We start from the raw sequence: 23,516 nt of genomic DNA, 5'->3' as shown, positions 1-23,516 counted from the left end.
GGGAGCCGGCGCCGTCCGTGCGGGTGTGGTGGCCGGCGCACCCCGGTGGTGGCTAGCGCACCCCGGTCGCGCGGATGATCTCCTGGCTCACGGAACCGCCCCGGTCGTCGGCGGCGGAGGCTCGCAGCGAGACGTACGCGGTGCCGCGCGGCACGTTCAGCGTCCCCTTCCACGACGCCGTGCCGCCCGACAGCGGGACCGTCCTCCAGGTCCGGCCGTCGTCGTACGACACCTCCAGCTTCGCGCCGCCGATGGTCCCGGTGTCCGGCGCGCCCTTCACGTACTCCGCGTGCAGGCCGACCGGAACCCGGCCGCCGCGCACGTCTCCCGCGAGGTCGGTGTCGATGTCGTAGCCGAGGTTGAGGAGCGGCAGGAAGGTCCAGCGGTCGTCGGGGGTGGCCGCCGACCGTACGGTCCACTCGGAGTGGCCCTTGGTGGACAGTTTCCAGCGGTCGGGGTCGAGGGTGGTGTCCGTGACGACCTTGTAGGTGTGCTCGTCGGCGGGCGCGTCCCAGACGTAGGCGCCGGAACTCGTCTTGCGGTCGACCAGCGTCCCGTCCTGGTACACCTCGGTGAACTGGGTCATCCCGCTGTCGTCGCTCCACACGTCGCCGAAGCCGGTGTGGTCGGGCCCGGAGTCGCCCCAGCCGGGCGTGTTGAACTGGATCACGTTGCCCGAGCGCTGCTGCCCCCAGCCGAGCCCGGTGCCCAGGTACGGGTGCCAGACCGGCTTGAACCAGTCGAGCGGGGTCCGGGTGCCGCCCCGGTAGGCGATGAGTCCGCTGCGCTCCTCCAGCGCGCCCGCGCCGACGTTCACCGACTCGTGCCAGAGCTGCCCGGTGCCCGTGGAGACGTAGTCGGTCCGTTCGGCGGGGTAGTCGATGCGCTCCTGGAAGCCGATGCCGATGGGGAAGGTGTCGGTGATCGAGTAGCGGTACTCGCTGCCCGGCACGGGCTTCGCGGCGTGGAACCGGGTGTCCAGCACGGCGAGTTCACGGGCACCGGGCTCGTAGATGAGGTCTCCGCGCGGGACACCGCCCGGGTGGCCCTGCGCGAGGTCGTACACGTATGGCGTGTTGCGCGTCCCGGTCATGTCGACCCGTCCGGCCGCGCGCAGCCGTGCCGCGTCCGCGGCGCCGACCGTGGCGATCTGCAGCGGCCGGTCCGTGTTGTCGTCCGTGCCGAACCAGGCGTTGAGGCGTCCGGCGGTGTCGTCGGTGACGAACAGGGCCGCGGCTCCCGCGTCCTGGGCGGCCTGGGCGAGGGCGGCGGGCTCGACGCCGTCGGTGAGACGGGCGAGCACGGCCTTGCCGCGCACACCGGTGAACGGCCCGGTCCCCACGTCGGCCAGCGGCAGCCTGCTGCGTCCCTCGATCAGCGTGCCGCCCGGCTGGACGACGGCCTCGCGGACGCCGTCGACCTCCAGCAGCGGCTTGCCCAGCCGCCACACCGTGCGGTACTCGAAGCCGCCTTCGGTGACCTTCCCGGTCGGCGCGGCGAACACGCTGTCGTACTTGACGGGCACCTGGACCGCGCCGAACAGGTCGGAGCCACCGCCGCTGCGGTCGTACTCCATCAGCAGCTGCCGGGTCTCGGTGCGCCGGTCGACCTTCGCCCTGATCTCCGTCAACTGCCTCCCGTCCAGAGTGACTTCCCGGTCGCGGTCGAGCCGTACCTGGGGGGCGGCGAGGAAACCGAGGCCGAGGGAGTCCGCGCCGTGGCTGCCGCGCACGTCGAGGAAGGACGTCAGGCTGTACGTGCCGGGCTTCAGGCGGAGTTCCAGGGTGCCCGAGTCGCCCACCGTCACGGGGTAGGGGTCGACGCCCTGCGCCAGCTGCTGCACCGCGAGGTCGGCCGCCGTCGGCGCCCCGTCGCGGTCCTTGACGTGGACGGTGAGCGTGTACCGCTCCTCCTCCTTGACCAGCCCGAACACGGTGTGGGCGACGGGGGTGCCGGCGACCGAGGCGACGATCTGCCCGGAGGTGTTGCCCACGGGCGCCTTGCCGGCGTCGCCGGTCACCGTCGTGGAAGCGGTGCCGTGCGCGGGCACGGTGAGCGCCCGGTCGGCGAGGGAGGCCACCCCGTCGGGGCCGCCCTGCACGGCGAGCGCCAAATCGACCGGCTGGTCGGAGGAGTTGGCGTAGGTCAGGGTCTTCGTGACGGGCTTGTCGTCCTCGTAGGGCCAGCTGTGGAAGCCGAGGTCGGCGCTGCCGGTGGCGGTGACCTCCGCGTCGACGGCGTCCGGCACGCTGACCCGGCCCGCACCCAGTACGTAGGCGGACGCGTCCAGTTGCTCCGACGTCGACATCAGCGCGTCCTTGAGCCGGGCGCCGGACCAGTCCGGGTGCTTCTCCGCGAGCAGTGCGGCCACGCCCGCGACGTGCGGTGTCGCCATCGACGTACCGCTCATCGAGGTGTAGGGGCCGCTGCCTTCGACCAGCCCGGAGCGGGCCGCGAGGATGTCGACGCCGGGGGCGGAGAGGTCGGGCTTGAGCGCGTTGTCGCGGTAGCGCGGTCCCGCGCTGGTGAAGTAGGCGGCCTCGTCGGCGGAGTCCACCGCGCCGACGGTGAGAGCGGAGTCGGCGGCGCCGGGCGATCCGATGGAGGAGGGCGCGCCGGTGTTCCCCGCGGCGATCACGAACAGCGCCCCGGTCTCCGCGGAGAGGGTGTCGACGGCCTCGGCCATGGGGTCGGTGCCGTCGCTGGCCTCGGTCGAGCCGAGGCTCATGGAGATCACCTTCGCGTGCACGTCGCGCGCCGCCCACTCCATGCCCGCGATGATCTGCGACTCGCTGCCCGATCCCTGGTCGCTGAGGACCTTGCCGACCGCGAGCGTGGCGCCGGGCGCGACTCCCTGCTCCTTGCCGTCGGAGGCGGCTCCGCTGCCGCCGACGGTCGAGGTGACATGGGTGCCGTGACCGTTGCGGTCGGCGACCTCCTCTCCTTCGATGAAGCTCTTGCTCCGGGAGACGCGCCCGGCCAGATCGGGATGGCCGGCGTCGACACCGGTGTCCAGGACGGCGACGGTGACTCCCTTTCCGGTGAGTCCCGCCTCCCAGGCCTTCGGGGTGCCGATCTGGGCGTTGCTCTCGGCCATGTCGGCCTTCACGCGCCCGTCGAGCCAGACCTTGCCGATGCCCGACTGGCGGGTCACGGCCCGCCAGAAGGTGCGGCCCTTGTCCGCGTCGACGGCCGCGCCGCGGATGCTGGGCAGCTCCCGTGTCCGCTCCGCGCCGGACGGGGTGGCCGCGCGGGCCTTGCGGTCGTAGGTCACGATGAGCGGCAGCTCGTGCGTCTGCCGGTCGGTCAGCCCTTGACGTATCAGCTCGCTCACGTCGAACAGGCGCCGGTCCAGGGTGCCCGCCCGCAGGTAGGGCAGCGCCTCGTCCGGTACGACGGTGACGGCGCCGTTGGCCACCTGGGTGCGCACCGCGCCGGTCGCGCCCCGCGGGCGCTCGACGGACACGGTCTTCTTCCCGCCGCCCAGGTCGGTGACGGTCACCTTGTCGCCGGTGACAAGGGTGACGGTGCGGGCGGCGGACGCCGCCTTCGCCGGCTCGGGGGTGGCGGTGCCGGTGCCCAGCGCGCCCGCCCGCCCCGTGGGCAGCAGGGCGAGCACGAGCCCGGCCGACAACAGCGCCGCCCCGCGTCTGGCTGGTCCTCTGGTCGTCATCTCTGCCCTCTCCGCTCGGCTCTGCTCCGGCTGGGTCCGTACTGCGCTTCCGCTGCGCCCGGCTCCGCTCCCGCTCTGCATCCCGGTGCGGGACGGGCGCTGCGAAGAGTGTCAGGGGGCTTGTGTTGCAGGGGAGTTGACGCGACCTGGCGGGAAGGCGCCCTGGCGGCTTCCCGCCAGGACAGGCGGGTACGAGCCGCAGAAACCGGGACAGCCCCGAGCACCGTCCGTAACAATGGGGACGGCCGAGGGTCACGACGGACGGGGGAGCCGGCGCCATGGACGGACTGGTGGAGTTCAAGACGGACGAGGGTGCGCTGGTCGTCGTCGAGGGCGTCGACGACGGGACCGGATCGCGGCTGGTCGCGCGGGACGACGGGACCGTGCAGGCGGCCCGCACCTTCGAGGGCTCGCTGGAGGGCGTGCGGGCCGCCGCCCGCTCCGCGCTGCGGGTGTTCCGCGACGGACTGAACCCCGATGCCGTGGAGATCGAGTTCGGCGTCAAACTCACCGCTGAGGCAGGCGCGTTGATAGCCAAGAGCGCCGTCGAGGGCCATCTCGTCGTCAAACTCTCCTGGTCACCGGGGCAGTCCGGGGGCTCCGGCTCCACGGAGACCGACGCACGGTCATGAGCAGCGCCGCGTGGCACGCCAGGATCAGCTGCGGACGGGAGACGGGTGCCGGGTTCCTCGTCACCGAGCGGCACGTGCTGACCTGCGCGCACGTGGTGGCGCGCAGCGGCACCGAGGAGGTGCGCGTCCGCTTCGGGCCGGGCGTGCCGGACGGGCACGACGGCGACGGGCTGCCCGCGAAGGTCGTCGCGCACGGCGGCTGGGACGGCCGCGACACGGACCCCGGTGACGTCGCCGTCCTCGAACTCGACCGCGCCGTCGGCGTCGAGCCCGCGCGGTTCGCACCCCCCGCCGACGCGTACGGCGACCCGCCGCGCAGGCTCCTGGCGTACGGCTTTCCCAAGCGGTACGAGGAGGGGACGCTCGCCGAGTACCGGGCCACGGCCGATCAGCTGATCGCGGGCGAGTGGGTCCAGCTGGAGGCGTGGGCGGCCCACGGCCAGCCCCTGGTACCGGGGTTCAGCGGCGCCGCGGTCACCCTCGCGGACACCGGCCGGGTGGTGGGCATGGTCTCCGCCGCCGCGCGGGACCCCCAGATCCGCAACGGGCGGATGCTGCCCGCGCACGTCATGGCCCGCTACTGGCCGCGGCTGGGCGAGCTGATCCCGACGCCGGAGTACGGGCGGGCGGAGAAGGAACGGCTGCGGGAACTGGTGCAGGGACGCGGCCCGGAGTTCGAGGGCCGCCCCGAGTGCAGCCCCGAGCGGCTCTACAGCGACGCGGTGGGCCCGTTCGGGCCGCCGCTGCCGGCCCGGCGGTTCGGCTCGCTGTGGGACGCGGCCTGGTACCTGCTCTCCGAGGTGCCCGACACCGGCGCCGCCGCCCGGTTCGCCGCGCGGCTCGCCGACTTCGTGGAGGACGCGCCGGCCCGCGGCGCGCTGCGCTCCTGGCCGTCCCGGCCGCACGACCGTCTCCCCCGGCCCCCGCTGCCCGGTCCCCCGGCGGCACACCGTCCGACGGCCGACCGGCAGCCCTGGTCGCCGATCCTCGTCGAGATCGCGCCGAGCGGCTCGGGCGACCACCACTTCCTGGTCGAGGTGTCCGCGTACACCGGCCGGCACCGCCGGGTCGTCGGCTCGCGCGCGCTGCCCGCCGACCGGGTCCGCGGCTACGCCCTCCAGCGCATCGACGAGGCCTACCACGAACTGGAGCCGGAGGCACGGGAACTGATCGCGTTCGTCCTGCCCCGCCGCTGGCTCAACACGGACGTGGCGCACTGGCAGCGCAGCGCCGACGACGACAGCCCGCTCGGCTCCTTCGCCCCGCTCGTCGTGATGGACCTGGAGCGGCGGCGCAGCGGCGGGCTCCAGCACAAACTGCTGCAGAAGTGGCAGCGCCTCGACGCGCAGCCCGCGGCACGGCTGCACCGCATCGGCTGCGGGGCCGTCGGTCAGGACCCGGTGCGGCTGACGATCGGGCTGCGGCGCGGCGCGGACATGGTGGGGTTCGCGGCCCCGCCCCGCGCGGGCGGCACCCGGCGGCTGTTCCAGGCGAGCCTGAACGCGGCGGTGCCGGTGATGTTCTGGCCCCGCAGCGGGTGCCGCGGGGACCATCGCGGGGCGGCGCACGAGGACTGCGCGGGCGCCGCGTTCCTGGACCGGCTCGCGGAACACCTCGCCGGCCTTCCGCCGTCCGAACTTCCCTCCCACATCCACGAGTTGCGCGAGGCCGCGTACGCCTCCGACGCGTCCGAACCGCACTGGGCGTACGACCTGGCGCTGCTGTGGGAGGACCCCAGATGTCTGCCCGACCCCGTCGGCTATCTGCACTCGCCCGTCGGCTGAGCACCCGTCCGCCGTCCGGCCGGCCCGCTAGCGAGGAGAGACCATGTCCCTGTGGCCCGTCTACACGGGTGGGAGCGAGCCGCACGACGGCATCGCGAAGCTGCCGGCGCCACCGCCGTGGCGCGACTTCGACGGGGGCCCCGAGCTGGACACGCCCGCCGTGGACGACGACACCTCGGCGGCGTCCCCGGACCGCAGGCACCGCGCCCGCACCTACCGCGCCACGGACCGCGCCGTCCAGCTCGTCAACGCGGCCCTGTACCTGCGCCGGCCGCTGCTGGTGACAGGCCCGCCGGGCAGCGGGAAGTCGAGCCTCGCGTACGCGGTGGCGCGCGAGCTGCGGCTCGGGCCCGTGCTGCGCTGGAACATCACCAGCCGCACCATCCTGCGCGACGGGCTGTACCAGTACGACCCGCTGTCCCGTCTGTACGCCGCGGGCCGCGCCGCCGCGCACGAACCGTCCACGGACGACGGGCTCCAGGACCACCTGCGCCTCGGCCCCCTCGGCACCGCCCTGCTGCCCTACCGCCGCCCCCGGGCCCTGCTCATCGACGAGATCGACAAGAGCGACCTCGACCTCCCGAACGACCTGCTGAACATCCTGGAGGAGGGCGAGTACGAGATCCCCGAGCTGGTCCGCGCGGCCCGGCACACACCCGCCGCCGAGGTGATGATCGCCGGAACGGCCGACCGCGTCGCGGTCCTGCGGGGCCGCGTCCGCTGCCGGGCCTTCCCCTTCGTGGTGCTGACCAGCAACGGCGAACGCGAGTTCCCGCCCGCCTTCCTGCGCCGCTGCGTGCGACTCGAACTCCACCAGCCGCGCGACGCCCATCTGGAAGCCATCGTCCGGGCCCACCTCGGCGAGCCCGACGCCTATGCCCGGGAGCTGATCACCCGCTTCCTCTCCCGCGGCACCGGTGGTGAACTCGCCACGGACCAGCTCCTGAACGCCATCTACCTGACGGGGGCCGCGGGCATCGACGCCGCGTCACGGGACGACCTGGCGGAGCAGCTGATGCCGTACCTGAGCCGCCCCCAGGACGACGATGAGTTCTGACCCCGCCGACGCGACCGGCACGCCCGGCACTTCGGACGGCACGGCCGCCGGCGAGGGTCCCGCGGCGGGACCCGCCGCGCTCGCCCGGCTGCTCGGGCAGGTCACCGGCGGGGAGCCGCCGGGCTCCGTGGAACTGGCCGAACTGCTGTGGCTCGCGGGGCATGCCGAAGGGGACTCGGGGCCCGTGCGCGCGCCTCGGCCGCCGTCCGCCGGACGTGAGTCCTCGGGCACCCCGGCCACGCCGGGGACACCCCCGCCGGCCGACCCGCCACCGCCCGCGTCCCCGGCGGGCCCGGGGGCCGAACCGCCCGCAGGGCCGGGGCACTCCGAGGACCGTGTCCCCCTCCTGCTGCCCGGCAGCGGCGACGCGGCCGACAGCGGCGGACCCGGCGACGACGGCCCGCACACCACGCTCCTCGCCCCCGCGCCCCCGATGCTGCCCCACCCGCTCGCCCTCCAGCGCACCCTGCGGCCCCTCAAGCGCCGGGTGCCCGCGCCCGTCGGCCAGGAACTCGACGAGGAGGAGACCGCGCACCGCATCGCCCGGCTCGGCGCCGCACCGCCCTGGTGGATGCCCGTGCTGCGCCCGGCGACGGAACGCTGGCTGACCCTGCATCTGGTGCACGACACCGGGCCCACCATGCCCGTCTGGCGCCCGCTCGTCCGCGAACTGCACACCGCGCTGGCGCAGTCGGGCGTCTTCCGGACGGTGGAGCTGCACCGGCTCACCGCCGGCGGAACGGTACGGCGGCCGGGCTCGCAGGAGGCGTACGCCGACGGGCGCACGGTCACCCTGCTGGTCAGCGACTGCATGGGCCCCCAGTGGCGGGGCGGGCCGCCGGGCACCCGCTGGTACCGCACGCTGCGCCGCTGGGCGGCCCGGATGCCGGTGGCAGTGCTCCAGCCGCTGCCCGAGCGCCTGTGGCGCACCACCGCCCTCCCGGCGACGGCCACACGGATCTCCGCCCCGTGGCCCGCCGCCCCCAACTCGGCCTACTCCGTGGATTCCTACGCCCTCGAGGACGCGGACGGCTTCGCGCCGTTGCCGCTGCCCGTGCTGGAGCCCTCGGCGCCCTGGCTGGCGAACTGGTCGTCGCTGGTGGCCGGTTCGGGCCGGCTCCCCGGTTCGGTGGCGCTGCTGGACGCCGCTCCCCCGCCCGCCCCGCTGGACGCGCGGGGCCGCGGCGACGTCGAGCAGCTCTCGCCGGAGGAGTTGGTCCTCCGCTTCCGGTCCATCGCCTCGCCCGAGGCCTTCCGCCTCGCCGGGCATCTCGCCGTCGGGCGGGCCGAACTGCCCGTCATGCGGCTGGTCCAGGCCGCGATCGAGCCCAGCCCGCAGCCGCAGCACCTGGCGGAGGTCATCCTCAGCGGAGTGCTCAGCAGCACACCGGGGCCGCCCGGTTCGTACGCCTTCCGCCCCGGCGTCCGCGAGCTCCTGCTCGGCACGCTGCCGCGTACCGCGCACACCCGCACGGCCGAACTCCTCTCCCGGGTGGGCGCGTTGATCGACGTCCGGGCCGGGGTGGCCGCCGGGGAGTTCCCCGTCCTCGCCCCCGGGCGTGGGGACGAGCGGGGCGGCGGCGAGCCGATCGCGACGGTGCGGGAGGAGAGTCTCAGGAGGCTGGGCGGTGCGACGCCGCCGCGCTCCGGAGGTCTGGCGCTCGGCCGGTACCGGCTGGTGCGGCGGCTCGGCACGAGCGGCGGACACGCGCTGTGGCAGGCGAGGGACACCGAGGCGGACCGCACCGTGACCGTGCACCGGTACCCGGCCTCTTCCGCACGGCACCAGGTGTTCCTGGAGCGCGCACGCGCCCTCGCCGCCGTCGGGCACGCCCATGTGATCGCCGTGCTCGACTACGGGATCGACGACGGACTGCCCTGCCTCGTCACGGAGTTCGTCGAGGGGCTCACCGTCGCCGAGCTGACGGCGGAAGGCGGCTTCGGGCTGCCCTTCTCGCTGCTCGCGCCCCTGGCGCAACAGGTGGCGGACGGGCTGCGGGCCGCGCACGAGAAGGGCGTCGCCCACGGCCGGCTCACCCCGAACGCACTGCTCGTCGCCCCGGACGGCACTGTGAGGATCACCCACTTCGCGCTGGACGCGGAGCAGCCTGCCGACCAGTCGCAGGACCTGAGCCGGTTCGGCCATCTGCTGCGGCGGCTGGGCGGAGGCGACGCGGCGCCCGAACTCGGCGCGATCCCGGGCGAGTTCAGGGCGTTCTTCGACGACGCCCTCACCCCGCTCACCTCCTCGGACCTGGAGGCCCAGCGACGCGGCAGGGACCTCTTCCTCACCCCCTCCTTCGCCCAGGTCCTCCAGGCCGGGGAGGCGGCCCGGTTCCGGTACCGCCTGCTGGGCCCCGTGCGGGTCAGCCAGGGCAGCCGCCCCCTGGCCGCCGGTGCGCCCCGGGAACAGGCGCTGCTGTGCATGCTGCTGCTGCGCCGCGCGCGGACGGTGACGCACGAGGAACTGATCCAGGGCCTGTGGGGGCGCCGGCGCCCGCAGCGCGCGGCACGGCTGCTGTCCACGTACGCGGCCGGTCTGCGCAAGACCCTCGGCCCCGGCTTGCTGGCCACCACAGCGGACGGCTACGCCCTCCTCGCCGACCCCGGGGGTGTCGACCTGAACCGCTGCGAGGACCTGATCGCCCGCTCGAAGGCCCTCCGGGACGAGCAGGACCCGGCGGGAGCGCGCGCCGCCGTCCGGGAGGCGCTCGCCCTGTGGCAGGGCCAGCCCGTCGACGGCGTGCCCGGACCCGCCGCCGAGACGACCCGCGGCCGGCTGCGCGCCCTGCGCCTCACACTCTGCGCCACCCGCGCCGAACTCGACCTGGAGCTCGGCCGCTTCGAGCGCGCGGCGGCCGATCTCACCGAACTGCTCCGTTCCCACCCCCGGCGGGAGGACTTCCGGCGGCTGCACATCCTCGCCCTCAAGGGCCAGGGCCGGATCGCCGAGGCCATCGAGTCGTACGAGGCGTTCGAGGAGGCCAACGCGCAGTACGGCGAGCCGAGCGCGACGATGCTGGAGCTGTACCGCGAGCTGCGCGGCGCCCCGGAACGCGCCCGGCCCACCATCGTCGTCGAGTACCTCGATCCCGGCGAGCAGGCCCTGCAGCCCCGGAGTCACAGCGCCGTCGGCCGCACCCTGGCCTGGCTGCTCTCGCTGAGCGACATGGCCCCCCGCGACTACGAGCTGCTGGCCCGCGACAACGGCTACCTCGTGATCACCGAGCCCGAGGCGTCCGTACTGACCGCGCTGCACGCCGTGATGCGGGAACTGCCGGGCGCCCTGCTGGAGATGGAGGATCCACCGCGCCTGTCGGTCACCTTCTGGCACACCGCGCAGTTCACGCCCACCGACCGTGCCGCGACCCTGACCGCCGACGTCGGCTCCGGCCGCGACGTCGTCATCGTCCTGTCCCCTCCGCTGCACGAGGAGTTGATGGGCGGCGACACGGCCGTCACCGACGCCTCCTTTCTCCCCCTGCGCTGGGAGGGAACGGGCCCGCCCGTGGCCTGGTACTGCCCGCTGGACCTACCGGAGCGGGCGCCGGAACCGGGCGAACGGGACCTGGTGCGCGGTCCGTTCACCAAACGCGAGATCGAGCGGATCCGCGTCCCCGAGCAAGGCCGCGCGGCCGTCGTGCACACGGAACCCGACGGTTCGCTGACACTCCTCGACCCCGCCCGGCCACTCGGCAAGCGCCCGCCGCGGTACCTGATCACGTACTACGAGGTCGACCTGACCCCGCACGGGACCACGCACGAGCTGCACCTGCCCAGCTCCGGGCGCGGCGCCTTCGCCGCGTCGGTCGAGCTGTCCTGGCACGTGGACGACCCGGTGGCATTCGTCCGCAGCGAGACCACCGACGTGTCCGGACTGCTCCTCGACCACCTGGTCAGGGAGGCCGGGCGCATCACGAGGCGTCATCCGCTGACGCGCGCGGGCGCCGCCCAACGCGCGGTGCACGACGGGCTGCGCAGATGGCCGGCGCCGGGGCTGTCGGTCGGGTGTTCGGTACGGCTGCGCCCGGGCGCGCCGGCGTCGCAGGCCCCGCCTCCCGAACCGTCGGAGCAACCGGCGGAGCGCACGGCGCCGCACGGGAGGGCGGGGCGTCACCCCACGGATTCCCCGCTGGGCGACGCCGTGTGCGTGCTCCTCGGCTTCCACGGCACCCTGGCCCGGCTGTGGGGCGGCGTGCAGCGCGACGCCGTGAACCGCGAGCTCGCCACGCTCCTCGTGGAACTGCGCAGTCCCGACGACGCCCTGAGCGGCACTTCCCTGCCGGGCGGTGGCGTACCCACCCCGCCTCTGGAGGGACACGCCGATCCGTACGACCTGTTGCGTGCGTTCGCGGGCCACCGGTCCGGGCCCGAACTGCGGCGACGGCTGGACCGGCTGGAGGCGGCGGCCGCCGCCTCGGCGTCACCTGTCCCGTACGCGGACTCCCTGGTCCGCGCGCTCGCGGCCACCGGCAGGGGCCCCGCCGTCGTCACGAACGCCTCGCGGCGCGCCGTCCTGTCGTACCTGACGTCCAGGGGCCTGGCGGACTCGGTGACCGGCGGAGTGCACGGACGGTCCGACGACCTCGCTCTGCTGATGCCGGACCCCGACTGCCTCCGGCGCGCCCTGGACGAGCTCGGGGTCGCCGCCCAGGAGGCTCTGCTCATCGGCTCCACCGTCGCCGAACTGACCGCCGCGGACGCCATCGGCCTCCCCTTCGTCGGCCTCACCCGGCAGACGGGGGTGGAGCGGCGGCTGACCCGGGCGGGCTGCGAGCGCATCATCACGTCTCTGGAACCGGTTCTCGATGCGGCGCGTACCTCCTAGACGCGTGTCCTTCCCCAAGACCACCCGTCCAGCGGCACCCCGCCCGGCCCCCCACAGAAGGCGTCGCCCCGGCGGCCCGCGCACGATGCGAAAGAGGACCGCCGCCCGGCGGGGCCCATGCTCTGCGCTCTCGGAGGACCTGCCATGACCGCCAGTCTGGAGCAGCTGCGCCGTTGCCACTTCGCCGTCGACCTGGGCGCCGCGCGGACCCGGGTGTACGTGAAGGGCGCGGGCCTGGTCGTCGACCAGCCGAGTGTCGCCGCGATCAACACGAACACGGGCGCGCTGATCGCGGTGGGCGAGTTCGCGGAGAAGATGACGGGCCGTACGCCCGACTACATCCGTGTGGTGCGGCCGGTGTCCGGCGGCACGGTCGTCGACATCGAGATGGCCCAGCGGATGCTGCGCCAGCTGCTCGGCGACAAGGTCCGCCGCGCGCTGCGCCGCAAGCCGCGGCTGCGGGCCGCCGCGTGCACCCCGCACGACGCGGATCCGCTGGCGCAGCGCGCGACCGTGGAGACGCTGGTCGGGCTGGGCGCGCGGCGGGTCGAGCTCGTCGACACGCTGATCGCCGCGGCCGTGGGCTGCGGGCTGCCCGTGGAGCAGCCCGAGGCCACCATGGTCATGGTGTGCGGTGCCGCCGCGACGCAGCTCGCGGTGCTGTCGCTGGGCTCGATCGTCACCGCCGAGCGGGTCCCGGTGGGCGGCGAGGCCGTCGACCACGCGATCGTGCAGCACCTGCGCCACCAGCACGAGCTGATGCTGCCGAGCCAGGCCGTACGCCCCCTCCAGCTGGCCCTCTCGGGCAACGGGCTCACCGCGCAGGGCCCGACGTCCACGGAGATCCACGGCCGGGACGTGGCGACCGGCCTCGCCCGTTCCGTGCAGGTCGACACCGCCGCCGTGCGCAACGCCATCCAGACGCCGCTGACCGCCGTGCTGGACGGCATCGGCAAGGTGCTGCGCACCTGCCCGCCGGACCTGGTGGCCGACCTCGCCGACCGCGGGATCATGATGGTCGGCGGAAGTGCGCTGCTCCCCGGGCTGGACCAGATGCTGCGGCAGGCGACGGGGATGCCCGTCCACATCGCGGAGCGACCGGACGTCTGTGCCGTGCAGGGGCTGGGCTACATGCTGGAGGGCATGATCCAGCCGATGGTCCTGGACCCGCTGGCGGGCTGACGGCCCGACCGCCGAGGGCGCCGCATGACCGACCCGGTCCCCCGCCTCCCGTCCCTGCTGGAGGCCGTCCTCAGCGTCGGCACCGACCTCGATCTGCGCGCCACGCTCCAGCGCATCGTGGACGGCGCGGCGGAGTTGACGGGTGCGCGCTACGCGGCGCTCGGCATGAACGATCCGGGCCACGACGGGCTCGTCGAGATCCGTGCGGCGCGTCCATACGCGCCCGGCACCGAGAAGGGTCCCGCGGTACCGACCGGTGACCGCCTGGAGGTTCCGCTGCGCATCGGCGACGAGGTGTTCGGCGACCTCTGGCTCGCCGGGAAGCCGGACGGGCCGTTCACCGAGGAGGACGAGGAACTGCTCCGGGTCCTCGCCACCCAGGCGGGCATCGCGATCGCCAACGCCCGCCTGTACGGGACGGCACGGCAGCGCGAGCGCTGGATCGAGGGTGCCGCCGCCGTGACGACCGCGCTGCTGACCGCCGACGAGGCCTCGGACGCGCTGGCGATCGTCGCCGAACGGGCCCGGGTCCTCGCCGGCGCCACGGCGGGCGTCATCCTCCAGCCCGACCGGGCGGGCGGCATGGAGATCGTGACCGCGTCCGTGCTCGGCGATCCCGGGAACATCGTGGGCGCCACCATCGCGCCCGGCAGTCCGGTGCTGGATCAGCTCCTGAGCGGTGAGCCGGTGTTCATCGACGACTCGGCGACGGACCCGCGGATGACGACGCATGTGCGCACCAGGTTCGGGCCGAGCATGATGCTCCCCCTCCAGGCGGAGGGCCGCCTGATCGGCACGCTGGCCCTGCCGCGCACGCGTGGCGGCCGGCCGTACACCCCGGTGGAGCGGCTGCTCGCCACGCAGTTCGCCTCGCAGGCCGCGCTGGCCCTGGTCCTCGCGGACGCCCGGCACCGCCGTGCGCGGCTCGCGGTGTACGAGGACCGCGACCGCATCGCCCGGGATCTGCACGATCTGGTCGTGCAGCGGCTGTTCGCGACCGGAATGATGCTGGAGTCCACGCGGCGCAGGAGCGCCGCGGCGGGCGGCGAGGACGTGTCCGTGATGCTCGGCCGTGCCGTCGACGAGTTGCAGGCGACCGTCCAGGAGGTCCGGACCGCGATCTTCGCCTTGCAGCAGCCGCCCGCCGACGCGCCCACCACGTTCCGCGGAAAGGTGCTGCGCGAGGCCGCCGGTGCGGCGGCGGTGGTCGGCTTCCAGCCGTCCGCGCGGTTCACCGGACCCGTCGAGAACCGGCTCACGGAGCCTGTGGCGGGGCAGCTCCTGGCCGCGCTGCGCCGGGCGCTGGCCGCGGCCACGCGCCGCGCCGGGGTGTCGTGGATCGAGGTGACGGTCGACGTGACCGCGACGCTGCCCGACGGCCGCCCCGGGGTCCGGCTGACCGTGCGAGACGACGGCGCCGCGACCTGCGGGCGCGGCGCGGGCGGGGACGACGCGAACACCACCGTGATCTGGCAGTCACCACTGTGACGTCGTGGCACCCGGCGAACTGACGTCCTCGAATACCCCGGACGGCCCAACCGCCCGCCGCGACTTGCGCCGCGCACAAGGTCCCGACCGGCCGAGGCGTTTTTCGGCCGCTTCCGACGAAGTACTCGCCTCTTGTCGTTCTTATCGGGTAGAGTCCGCCGATCTCAGGTAGGGTCCGCGGTGGACGCAGTATTCCCCTATCCAAGAGTGGACAATCCTCAAATGAACGTTTCGGTGATGCCGACGACGCGCCGCCCCGTCGCCGCCCGGCCCGTGCGCAAGCAGCACACCCCCCTGTCGGCCATCGACCCGCTCGGAACAGCCGCGGTGAGGTCGGCCGGACGAGTGACGGACATCCCCGGGCGGCGCCCCACGAAGCCGATCACTTTCGACTCGGCTCTCTAGCCCCACAGACTTCGGACGGGCGCATCCGGCGGCGCAGAGGCCGCCCGGTGCGCCCGTCCGCGTGCGCCGGAGGCGTCAACCGGCTTGAAAGATCTGGGAGTTCGCGGTACAAGCAGCCCGCTGTCGGCACTACCCTTCACCAAGTGAAGCTTCAGCAGCTGGTTCTCAAGATCCACAGTCGATGCGACCTCGCCTGTGATCACTGTTATGTCTACGAGCATGCGGACCAGAGCTGGAAAGGGCGACCCACCTTTATTTCCGAGGAAACGCTCGGGATTGTCGCCCGGAGATTCGCGGAGTATGCCGACGAGCAGAAACTCCCGTCCGTTTCCGTGATCCTTCACGGCGGCGAACCGCTTCTCGTGGGACCCGTTCGCATGAGAAACATCTGTGCGGAACTCACACGCACTCTCGGCGAGGTCACGGAACTCGATCTCCGCATTCACACGAATGGCGTCCAGCTGAACACCCGGCATCTCGACGTGTTCCGGGAATTCGGCGTCAAGGTCAGTGTCTCGCTCGACGGAGACCGCGCCGCGAACGACCGGCACCGGCTCGACCGCCGGCACCGCAGCAGCTACGACCGGGTGCTGCGCGCACTGGCCCTGTTACGCAGACCCGAGTACCGGCACCTCTACAGCGGCCTGCTGTGCACCGTGGACGTGGCCAACGACCCCGTGGCGGTGCACGACGCCCTGGTCGCGCTGGAGCCGCCGCGCATCGACTACCTGCTGCCCCATTCGACCTGGGACAGCCCACCGCACAGACCCGTCGACTCGCCCACCGCCTACGCCCGGTGGCTGCTGCGGATCTTCGACCGGTGGGACGAACAGGGCCGCACCGTGGCGGTGCGCACCTTCGAATCGGTCCTCAGCACCCTGCGGGGCGGTCCGAGCCTGACGGAGGCCATGGGACTCGCGCCCAGCGACCTGGCGGTGGTGGAGACCGACGGCAGCTTCGAGCAGGCCGACTCGCTGAAGACGGCCTATGCCGGAGCGCCCGCCACGGGCTACGACGTGTTCGAGCACGGTTTCGGGGAGCTCGCCCGGCACCCCGGCGTACGGGCGCGTCAGCTGGGCCTGGCCGGGATCAGCTCCACCTGCAGGCGCTGCCCGGTCGTCGAGTCGTGCGGCGGCGGGCTCTACGCCCACCGGTACAGCACCGGCCGCGGCTTCGACAATCCGTCCGTCTTCTGCGCCGACCTGCGCGCACTCGTCGACGGCATCGCCGAGCGGACCACCGACCGCGCGCTGAGCCCGGCCGTCCACGACAGCGGTGAGCTGTGGTTCGCGCAGGGCGAGTCGATCCGGCACGCACTGTCCCGCGCGATGGCCCGGCACACCGGGGAAGAGGACTGGGACGAGATGTGGCGGGCCCTGCTGGACCTCGACGGCAGCCCTAAGGGCCCTGCCCACGTCGACGACGTCCTCGCCCACCCCTATCTGTCCACCGCGCTCAAGGAGAGCCTGCACGACCGGCTCGACGGCCCGGCGCCGCTCGCCTCGGCGATCGCCGCCGTCGCCGTCCGCGCCGGCGCCGACCTCAAACTCCGCTGGCACCAGAGCACCCGCGAGCTGCATCTGCCCACCCTGGGCACCCTCACCCTCCCCGAACCGGGACGCGTCGAGGTCTCCGTCACCGCCGGCCGGCTGCGGGTGCGCACCCACACCGGTGAGGAGCGCTCGCCCGAGGACGGCCCCTCGGTGTGGCGCCCGCTGCCCGCCACGACCCTGACGGACGGCACCGTCCTGCTCCTCGACGACGCCGATCCGCTGCGCGACTGCTTCCCCGTGCCCGTCGCACCGCCGCTCGGCCCCGGCCCGCTCGACGCGTTCGGCCGGCGACTGAGCACGGCGTTCGACCTGATGGACGAGCGCGCGCCCGGCTGGCGCACCGACGCGAACGCGCTGCTGGTCACCACGGTCACCCCGCTGAAGGAGGGCTCGGGCGTACGGCTCGGAGCCCACGGTCTCGGCGCGCTCGGGGTGGCCGTCGACTTCGATCCGGAGGAGTTCGTGCGGGAACTGCCGCGCACCGGGCGGCGGGCACGCCTCACCGCGCTGCGCGGGACGGCCGACCTGAACGTGCCCGGCAACCGAGCCGGCCGGCTGCTCGACGAGGCCAGCCGGGCGCTCGGCAACGCCACGTACTTCGCCGGCGACGCGGCCCTGCGGGCGGCCGCGCTGGACCGCGCGGAGCGCGCGCTGGAGCAGCTGGGCGAACGCCCGAAGGACGAACTCACCGAGACCGGCGTGGTGCTGGCCGAGGAGCTGCGCGCGGAGTGGGCGGTCCTGTCGTGACCTCTCGTGCCGAACTGGCCCAGTTCTTCACGGAGTTGGGTGTGCACCCCGGTGGCGTCCTCATGGTGCACGCCTCGCTCGGCGGTGCGGGGGTGCGCGCCGCGGACGTACGGGACGGGCTGCTCGACGCGCTCGGTCCCGACGGCACACTCGTGGTGCCCACCTTCACGCCGGAGAACTCGTTCACCTCGCGTGCGTACAAGGCACTCACCGCGGCCATGTCGGAGAGCGAGGAGGCGGTGTTCCGGGCGTCGGTGCCGCCGTTCGACCCGGCGACGACGCCCTGTCCGACGATGGGTGTGCTCGCCGAGTGCGTACGCACCACACCGGGTTCGGTGCGCAGCGGGCATCCGCACACCTCGCTGGCCGGCCTCGGCCCGCGCGCCGCGGAACTGCTGGGCGGGCACGACCCGCACTGCCACCTCGGCGAGACCTCCCCGATGGCCGAGCTGTACGCGGCCGACGCACATGTGCTGCTGCTGCGGGTGGGGTTCGATGTGTGCAGCGCCTTCCATCTCGCCGAGTACCGGCTGAGTCCCGCGCCCGCCCGACGGTCCTACCACTGCGTGGTGGGCGGTCCGGGACGCTGGACGGCGTACGAGGACATCGTGCTGGACGACGGGGACTTCGGGGCGATCGGGGCGCGCCTGCCGCGTGATCTTTGGACGGAACGGGAAATGGCGGGGAGAGCGGTGCTGCTCTTCGGGGTGCGGAAGGCCGTCGACCTGGCGGGTGTCCAGATGTCTGGATATCGACATGGATTGACGTGAAAGAGGCGACCCGTGCGGGCGCCCGGTCGGGAAGATTGTGGGTTCCGGCCAGGTGAACATCCCGTAGGGGCACATCCACAGGCAGGGGGGCGCGTGGACATACCTGAACGGGCATCGGACAACCGGCCGTATTTCTTCCTGAGTTACGCCCACACACCGGCGTGGGGCTCCGGCGGCGGCGATCCGGACCACTGGGTGCACGTCCTGTTCACGGATCTGTGCGACCACATCATGGCGCTCACGGATCTGCCCGCGGGCGCGCCGGCGGGTTTCATGGACCGCGAGATGCGCGCCGGGGACGGCTGGCCGGAGAAACTCAGCGAGAATCTCGCCACGTGCCGGGTGTTCGTGCCGCTGTTCTCGCCGCGGTACTTCACGAGTGAGAGTTGCGGCCGGGAATGGTTCGCCTTCAACGAGCGGATCGTACGGGCGCGGGCCACCGGTGCCGGTGCCATGTCGGCCATCGTCCCGGCGCTGTGGACGCATATCGACTACGCCCAACTCCCCGATTCCGTAAGGCATATCCATGTCGACCAGGCGCAGTTCGGCGACCGGTACGCGGCCAACGGGATCTACGGCCTGATCAAGCTGAACCGGCTGCACGACGAGTACGAGGAGACCGTGCTCGGGCTCGCCCAGCGGATCGTGCGGCTCGCCCACGAGTCGCCGTTGCCGTCCAGCAGGCCCCGCCCCTACGAGAGCACGCCCAGCGCGTTCAAACCGCGCGGCGAGGGACCCCGGCGCATCCACCTGACCGTGGCCGCGCCGACCCGGCACAGCATCCCCGAGCACCGGGACACCCGGCCCTACGGCGAGGACGCCCAGGACTGGAACCCGTACCACTCGGAGTCCACCCGCTCGCTTCCCGCGCTCGCCGAGGAGCTGATCCGCTCCCTGGACTACCGGATCACGGTGTCGTCCTTCGACGACGAGGACACCGGCGAGAACCTGGTGGCGGACGACTCCGACAAGGCGGCGCCCAGTCACCCCGGCATCCTGCTGGTCGACCGGTGGGCGCTGACCGACGAGGAGCGCAAGCACAGACTCGCGGCCTTCGACGCCAACGCCCGGCCCTGGGTGAGCGCGATCGTTCCCTGGAACCGTGCCGACATCCAGTGCCACGGGGACGAGGGCCGCAAGCTGGCCGCGGACCTCGAACAGACACTGCCGCTGATCCTGGACCGGGGCCGGCGCGCCGACTGCCGGGTCGCCGTCAACGGCGTCCCGACCCTGAAGGCCTTCACCGACGTACTGCCCGCCGTCGTCGCGCACGCGACCCGGCAGTACCTCAAGCACGCGGAGGCGCATCCGCCCGCGGGCCCGCCGATCCGCAGGCCCCGCCTGCTGGGCCCCATCCAACCGCCACTGGACGAAGGCGGAGCCGACGACGGAGGAGAAGAAGCATGACGGCCGTGCAGGACGGACGCATCATCACCTTCTACTCGTACAAAGGGGGCACGGGCCGCACCATGGCCCTGGCCAACACCGCATGGATCCTCGCCGCCAACGGAAAACGCGTACTGGCGGTCGACTGGGACCTGGAGGCCCCGGGCCTGCACCGCTTCTTCCATCCGTTCCTGGACCTGAGCGCGCTCGCGGCCACCACCGGCGTCATCGACATCATCAACGAGTACGCCTGGGCCTCGACCACCGGTACCCAGCGCTCCGGGCCCTGGCACCTGGACTACGCGCGCGTCGAACCGCACGCCATCTCCCTGACCCCGGAGCGGCTCGGACTGCGCTTCCAGGAAGGCGGCTCCCTCGACTTCCTGTCCGCCGGACGCCAGGACCGCTCGTACTCCGCGACCGTGTCGTCCTTCGAATGGGACAACTTCTACGAGCGCCTCGGCGGCGGCCAGTTCCTCGACGCGCTGCGCGACGACATGAAGGCCTCGTACGACTACGTCCTGATCGACAGCCGCACCGGGCTGTCCGACAACGCCGACATCTGCACCATGCAGATGCCCGACGTGCTCGTGGACTGCTTCACGCTCAGCGACCAGTCCCTCGACGGCGCGGCGGCCGTGGCCCGCAGCGTCGAGGACGGCTACCGGGACCGCAAGATCCGGGTGCTGCCGGTGCCGATGCGCATCGACGAGGGCGAGAAGGAGAAGGTCGACGCGGGACGCGCGCTCGCCCGGATGAAGTTCGACGGACTGCCCAAGGGCCTCGGCGGCGAGGACCTCGCCTTCGAGGAGATGACCGCGTACTGGGGGAACGTCGAGATCCCGTACCGCCCGTACTACGCGTACGAGGAGACCCTCGCCACCGTCGGCGACGAGAGCGGCATCGCCAACTCTCTGCTGTCCGCGTTCGAGCGGCTCACGGCCGTCATCTCGGACGGCGAGGTCACCTCGCTGCCGCCGGTGCCGGAGCCGGTGCGGCTGCGCTGCCGCGACGCGTTCCTTCGGCGTCGGCCGATGACGTCCGTGGCCGACGTCTCCATCGTGTACGCGGCGGAGAACCGCATGTGGGCGGACTGGACCGAGGCGCTCCTGAAGCGGGCCGGCTGCAACGTCGTGCCGCACGACATCTCCACCGGACCCGTCGAACAGCCCGACCCGGCGACCCGCACCCTCGTGCTGCTGTCGAACGCCTTCCGCAAGTCCCGCTACGCCGACGCCGTCTGGCGCACCCTCACCGAGACCGACCCGGACACCCCGCACAGCCCGCTGATCGCGCTGCGGGTCGACGAGGTCCGGCTGCCCGACTCCTACCTCGACCGCAATCCGGTGGACCTGCACCGCCTCGACGAGGCCCAGTGCATCACCTCGCTGCTGAACGTCCTGGAGCTGCCGGGCCGTCCCCTCGACAGCGGACCCTCGGGCCCCCGCTTCCCCGGCAGCACCCCGGGCATCTGGAACGCCCCGCAGCGCAACAACACCTTCACCGGCCGCAACGTCATCCTCGACCACGTCCGCGACCAGCTCAGCGGGGGCATATCGGTCGTCCTGCCGCAGCCGCAGGCGCTGTTCGGACTGGGCGGCGTCGGCAAGACACAGGTCGCGCTGGAGTACGTGCACCGCTTCATGGCGGACTACGACCTCGTGTGGTGGATCTCCGCCGAGGACCCCGGCAACGTCGTCTCCTCGCTCGCCGAACTCGCCGCCCGCATCGGCGCGCCCGGCGGCGAGGACATCAACGTGGCCAGCCAGGAGGCCGTGCAGATGCTGGGCCGCGGCGCGCCCACCAAACGCTGGATCCTGGTCTTCGACAACGCCGACGACCCCTCGAAGCTCACGCGCTTCTTCCCCACCGGGGGAGGCGGGCACATCCTCGTCACCTCGCGCAACCAGGCCTGGGCGCAGGAGGGCGCCTCCCTGCCCATCGACGTGTTCCTGCGCGACGAGAGCATCGAGCACCTCACCCGCCGTGCCTCCGGGCTCACCACCGAGGAGGCGGACCAGGTGGCGACCGCGGTGGGCGACCTGCCGCTCGCGGTCGAGCAGGCCGCCGCCTGGCTCGCCGAGACGGCCACGCCCATCGACGACTACCTGCGCCAGCTCGCCGAACAGACCACCGAGGTCCTCGACCTCAACCAGCCCGCCGACTACCCCAAGACGGTCGCCGCGACCTGGAACATCTCCATAGCCCGGCTGCGGGAGAACTCCCCCGCCTCGGTACGGCTGCTCCAGCTGTGCGCGTTCCTCGCCGCCGAACCGATCTCCGTCCACCTGCTCTACAGCAAGGAGATGATCGACGCCCTCAGGCCCTACGACCCCGCCCTCCAGGAGAGTCTGCTGCTCGGCCGGGTCATCCGGGAGATCGGCCGGTTCGCGCTCGCCAAGGTCGACCAGGTCAGCAACAGCATCCAGGTCCACCGGCTGGTGCAGGCGGTGATCCGCTCCCAGCTCACCGAGGAGGAGCAGCGGCACGCCCGGCACATCGTGCACACGGTCCTGGCGGGCTGCCGGCCGGACGGCGACGAACCCATCGACGACCCCGAGACCTGGGCGAGGTTCGCGGTCATCTGGCCGCATCTGTCGGCGTCCGACGCCCGCAACTGCACCGAGGCGCCGACCCGCAGGCTGCTCATCGACCGCGTCCGCTACCTCTGGAAGCGCGGCGAGTTCGCGGGTGCCCAGGCGCTCGCCGAGGATCTCCTCGAACACTGGAAGCCGGCCCTCGGCGAGGACGACGTCCAGTACCTGTACCTGCGCTGCCAGCTGGGCAACATCCTGCGCTCACAGGGGCGTTACGTGGAGGCCCGGGAGATCAACACCGAGCTCCTGGAACGCCAGAAGCGCGTGCTCGGCCCCTCGCACCCGCACACGTACGTCACCATGTCCGGCCTGGCCAGCGACCTCGCGGCGCTCGGTGTGTACGGATCGGCGGTGGAGTTCGCCCGCGAGGCGCACGAGGGCTTCAGCCAGATCTTCCACGAGTCGCACCGGCGCACCCTCAGCGCGGCCAACAACCTCGCGCTGGCGCTGCGCATGGTCGGCCGGTACGGCGAGGCGCGCGCCATCGACCAGGACACCTACGACCGGCGCATCGAGGTCCTCGGCCCCGACCACCCGTACACGCTGGCCTCGGCCGCCCGGCTGGGCCGCGACCTGCGCGAGGTCGGCCGGTACACCGAGTCGGTGTCCCTGCTCTCCCGCGCCTACGACGCCCACAAACGCATCCTCGGCAAGGACTTCCCGGGCACGCTGAGCTGTGCGAAGTCGCTCGCCGTGTCGCTGCGCAGGGCAGGTCAGTTCGAGGACGCGCGCCGGCTGACGACGGCCACCCGCGCGCAGTACCGGGCGCAGTACCCGGCGCCGACGCCGGACTCGCTCGCCTGCGACCTGAACATGGCGGCCGACCTCTTCGCCGCCGACGAGCGGGAGGCGGCGCGCGATGTCGCCCGGGAGGCGCTGACCGAGTACATGAAGGTGCCGGGCGAGGCCCATCCGTACACGCAAGCCGCCCTCAACAACCTGGGGATATTCCACTGGGGCTGCGGCGACGCGGAGGAGGCGGAGACCGTCTTCCGCCAGGTGCTGCGCCGCATGGGCGACGTGCTCGGCGAGAAGCACCCGCACACCCTGTTCACCGGCATCAACTACGCCAACGTCCTCGCCGACCAGGGTCAGCTCGGCGAGGCCCGTGAACTGGAGGAGAAGGCCGTCGTCACACTGCGTACCGTCCTCGGTCCGCACCACCCGGAGACGCTCGCCGTCGTCACCAACTACGGCCTCACGCTCGCCGAGCTGGGCCGCAAGGACGAGGCCGGGCGGCTGCGCGACGAGGCCCTGTCGGAGCTGCGCGACCGCCTCGGCGACGACAACGGCATGACCCGGGTGGCGGCGGAGGGCCGCCGTATCTACCGGGACCTGGAACCACTGGCGGTGTGACCACCGGCCGCGCGGTGCCGGACGGGCTTACCGGCCCGCCCGGCACCGCGGGACGCCC

The 23,516-nt window shown here is 73.1% G+C and carries 12 protein-coding genes; 11 read left to right on the top strand and 1 reads right to left on the bottom strand.

Features of this window, described 5'->3' with window-relative positions; all coding sequences use genetic code 11:
• Positions 1-52 precede the first annotated feature (52 nt).
• Complete coding sequence (locus tag ABEB03_RS06455) at positions 53-3,673, bottom strand: S8 family serine peptidase (protein ID WP_345642559.1); 3,621 nt, start codon at positions 3,671-3,673, stop codon at positions 53-55.
• Between the two features lie 278 nt (positions 3,674-3,951).
• Between ABEB03_RS06455 and ABEB03_RS06450 the strand changes: the two genes are divergently transcribed.
• The 11 genes from ABEB03_RS06450 (at position 3,952) to fxsT (ending at position 23,458) form a co-directional block, all read left to right on the top strand.
• A complete protein-coding gene (locus ABEB03_RS06450) occupies positions 3,952-4,305 on the top strand; it encodes a CU044_2847 family protein (protein WP_345642557.1) in 354 nt (117 codons plus the stop codon).
• The gene (locus tag ABEB03_RS06445) at positions 4,302-6,089 is read left to right on the top strand and encodes a VMAP-C domain-containing protein (RefSeq protein WP_345642555.1); all 1,788 of its coding nucleotides are present in this window, start codon (positions 4,302-4,304) and stop codon (positions 6,087-6,089) included. The genes ABEB03_RS06450 and ABEB03_RS06445 overlap by 4 nt, the downstream gene beginning before the upstream one ends.
• Before the next feature lie 43 nt (positions 6,090-6,132).
• The gene (locus ABEB03_RS06440) at positions 6,133-7,146 is read left to right on the top strand and encodes an AAA family ATPase (protein ID WP_345642552.1); all 1,014 of its coding nucleotides are present in this window, start codon (positions 6,133-6,135) and stop codon (positions 7,144-7,146) included.
• A complete protein-coding gene (locus ABEB03_RS06435) occupies positions 7,136-11,974 on the top strand; it encodes an SAV_2336 N-terminal domain-related protein (protein ID WP_345642549.1) in 4,839 nt (1,612 codons plus the stop codon). Before ABEB03_RS06440 ends, ABEB03_RS06435 begins: the two co-directional genes overlap by 11 nt.
• A 144-nt stretch (positions 11,975-12,118) precedes the next feature.
• Entirely contained in the window at positions 12,119-13,156 is a 1,038-nt protein-coding gene (locus ABEB03_RS06430; RefSeq protein ID WP_345642546.1) for a rod shape-determining protein, read from the top strand.
• 24 nt (positions 13,157-13,180) lie between these two features.
• Complete coding sequence (locus tag ABEB03_RS06425) at positions 13,181-14,644, top strand: GAF domain-containing protein (protein WP_345642543.1); 1,464 nt, start codon at positions 13,181-13,183, stop codon at positions 14,642-14,644.
• A 222-nt stretch (positions 14,645-14,866) separates the two neighbouring features.
• A complete protein-coding gene (locus ABEB03_RS06420; RefSeq protein WP_028800985.1) occupies positions 14,867-15,049 on the top strand; it encodes a hypothetical protein in 183 nt (60 codons plus the stop codon).
• Positions 15,050-15,192: 143 nt separating this feature from the next.
• Complete coding sequence (gene fxsBH / locus ABEB03_RS06415) at positions 15,193-17,349, top strand: radical SAM/SPASM protein FxsBH, inactivated beta-hydroxylase extension form (protein ID WP_345642532.1); 2,157 nt, start codon at positions 15,193-15,195, stop codon at positions 17,347-17,349.
• Positions 17,350-17,411: 62 nt separating this feature from the next.
• Positions 17,412-18,119: an AAC(3) family N-acetyltransferase gene (locus ABEB03_RS06410; protein ID WP_345644119.1), complete on the top strand. Its 708-nt coding sequence runs from the start codon at positions 17,412-17,414 to the stop codon at positions 18,117-18,119.
• A 93-nt stretch (positions 18,120-18,212) separates the two neighbouring features.
• A complete protein-coding gene (locus ABEB03_RS06405) occupies positions 18,213-19,526 on the top strand; it encodes a TIR-like protein FxsC (RefSeq protein WP_345642528.1) in 1,314 nt (437 codons plus the stop codon).
• Positions 19,523-23,458, top strand: coding sequence for an FxSxx-COOH system tetratricopeptide repeat protein (gene fxsT, locus ABEB03_RS06400; protein ID WP_345642526.1), 3,936 nt, complete (start codon positions 19,523-19,525; stop codon positions 23,456-23,458). The genes ABEB03_RS06405 and fxsT overlap by 4 nt, the downstream gene beginning before the upstream one ends.
• Positions 23,459-23,516 lie beyond the last annotated feature (58 nt).

It is taken from the genome of Streptomyces siamensis, assembly GCF_039543605.1.
In the GTDB taxonomy this organism is placed as follows: domain Bacteria; phylum Actinomycetota; class Actinomycetes; order Streptomycetales; family Streptomycetaceae; genus Streptomyces; species Streptomyces siamensis.
This window is presented reverse-complemented; position numbering and strand designations above follow the sequence as displayed.

What these genes read in the sequence shown, in the direction of transcription:
- ABEB03_RS06455 (WP_345642559.1), bottom strand. Translation starts at nt 3,673, where the DNA reads ATGACGACCAGAGGACCAGCCAGACGCGGGGCGGCGCTGTTGTCGGCC.
- ABEB03_RS06450 (WP_345642557.1), top strand. Translation starts at nt 3,952, where the DNA reads ATGGACGGACTGGTGGAGTTCAAGACGGACGAGGGTGCGCTGGTCGTC.
- ABEB03_RS06445 (WP_345642555.1), top strand. Translation starts at nt 4,302, where the DNA reads ATGAGCAGCGCCGCGTGGCACGCCAGGATCAGCTGCGGACGGGAGACG.
- ABEB03_RS06440 (WP_345642552.1), top strand. Translation starts at nt 6,133, where the DNA reads ATGTCCCTGTGGCCCGTCTACACGGGTGGGAGCGAGCCGCACGACGGC.
- ABEB03_RS06435 (WP_345642549.1), top strand. Translation starts at nt 7,136, where the DNA reads ATGAGTTCTGACCCCGCCGACGCGACCGGCACGCCCGGCACTTCGGAC.
- ABEB03_RS06430 (WP_345642546.1), top strand. Translation starts at nt 12,119, where the DNA reads ATGACCGCCAGTCTGGAGCAGCTGCGCCGTTGCCACTTCGCCGTCGAC.
- ABEB03_RS06425 (WP_345642543.1), top strand. Translation starts at nt 13,181, where the DNA reads ATGACCGACCCGGTCCCCCGCCTCCCGTCCCTGCTGGAGGCCGTCCTC.
- ABEB03_RS06420 (WP_028800985.1), top strand. Translation starts at nt 14,867, where the DNA reads ATGAACGTTTCGGTGATGCCGACGACGCGCCGCCCCGTCGCCGCCCGG.
- ABEB03_RS06410 (WP_345644119.1), top strand. Translation starts at nt 17,412, where the DNA reads ATGGTGCACGCCTCGCTCGGCGGTGCGGGGGTGCGCGCCGCGGACGTA.
- fxsT (WP_345642526.1), top strand. Translation starts at nt 19,523, where the DNA reads ATGACGGCCGTGCAGGACGGACGCATCATCACCTTCTACTCGTACAAA.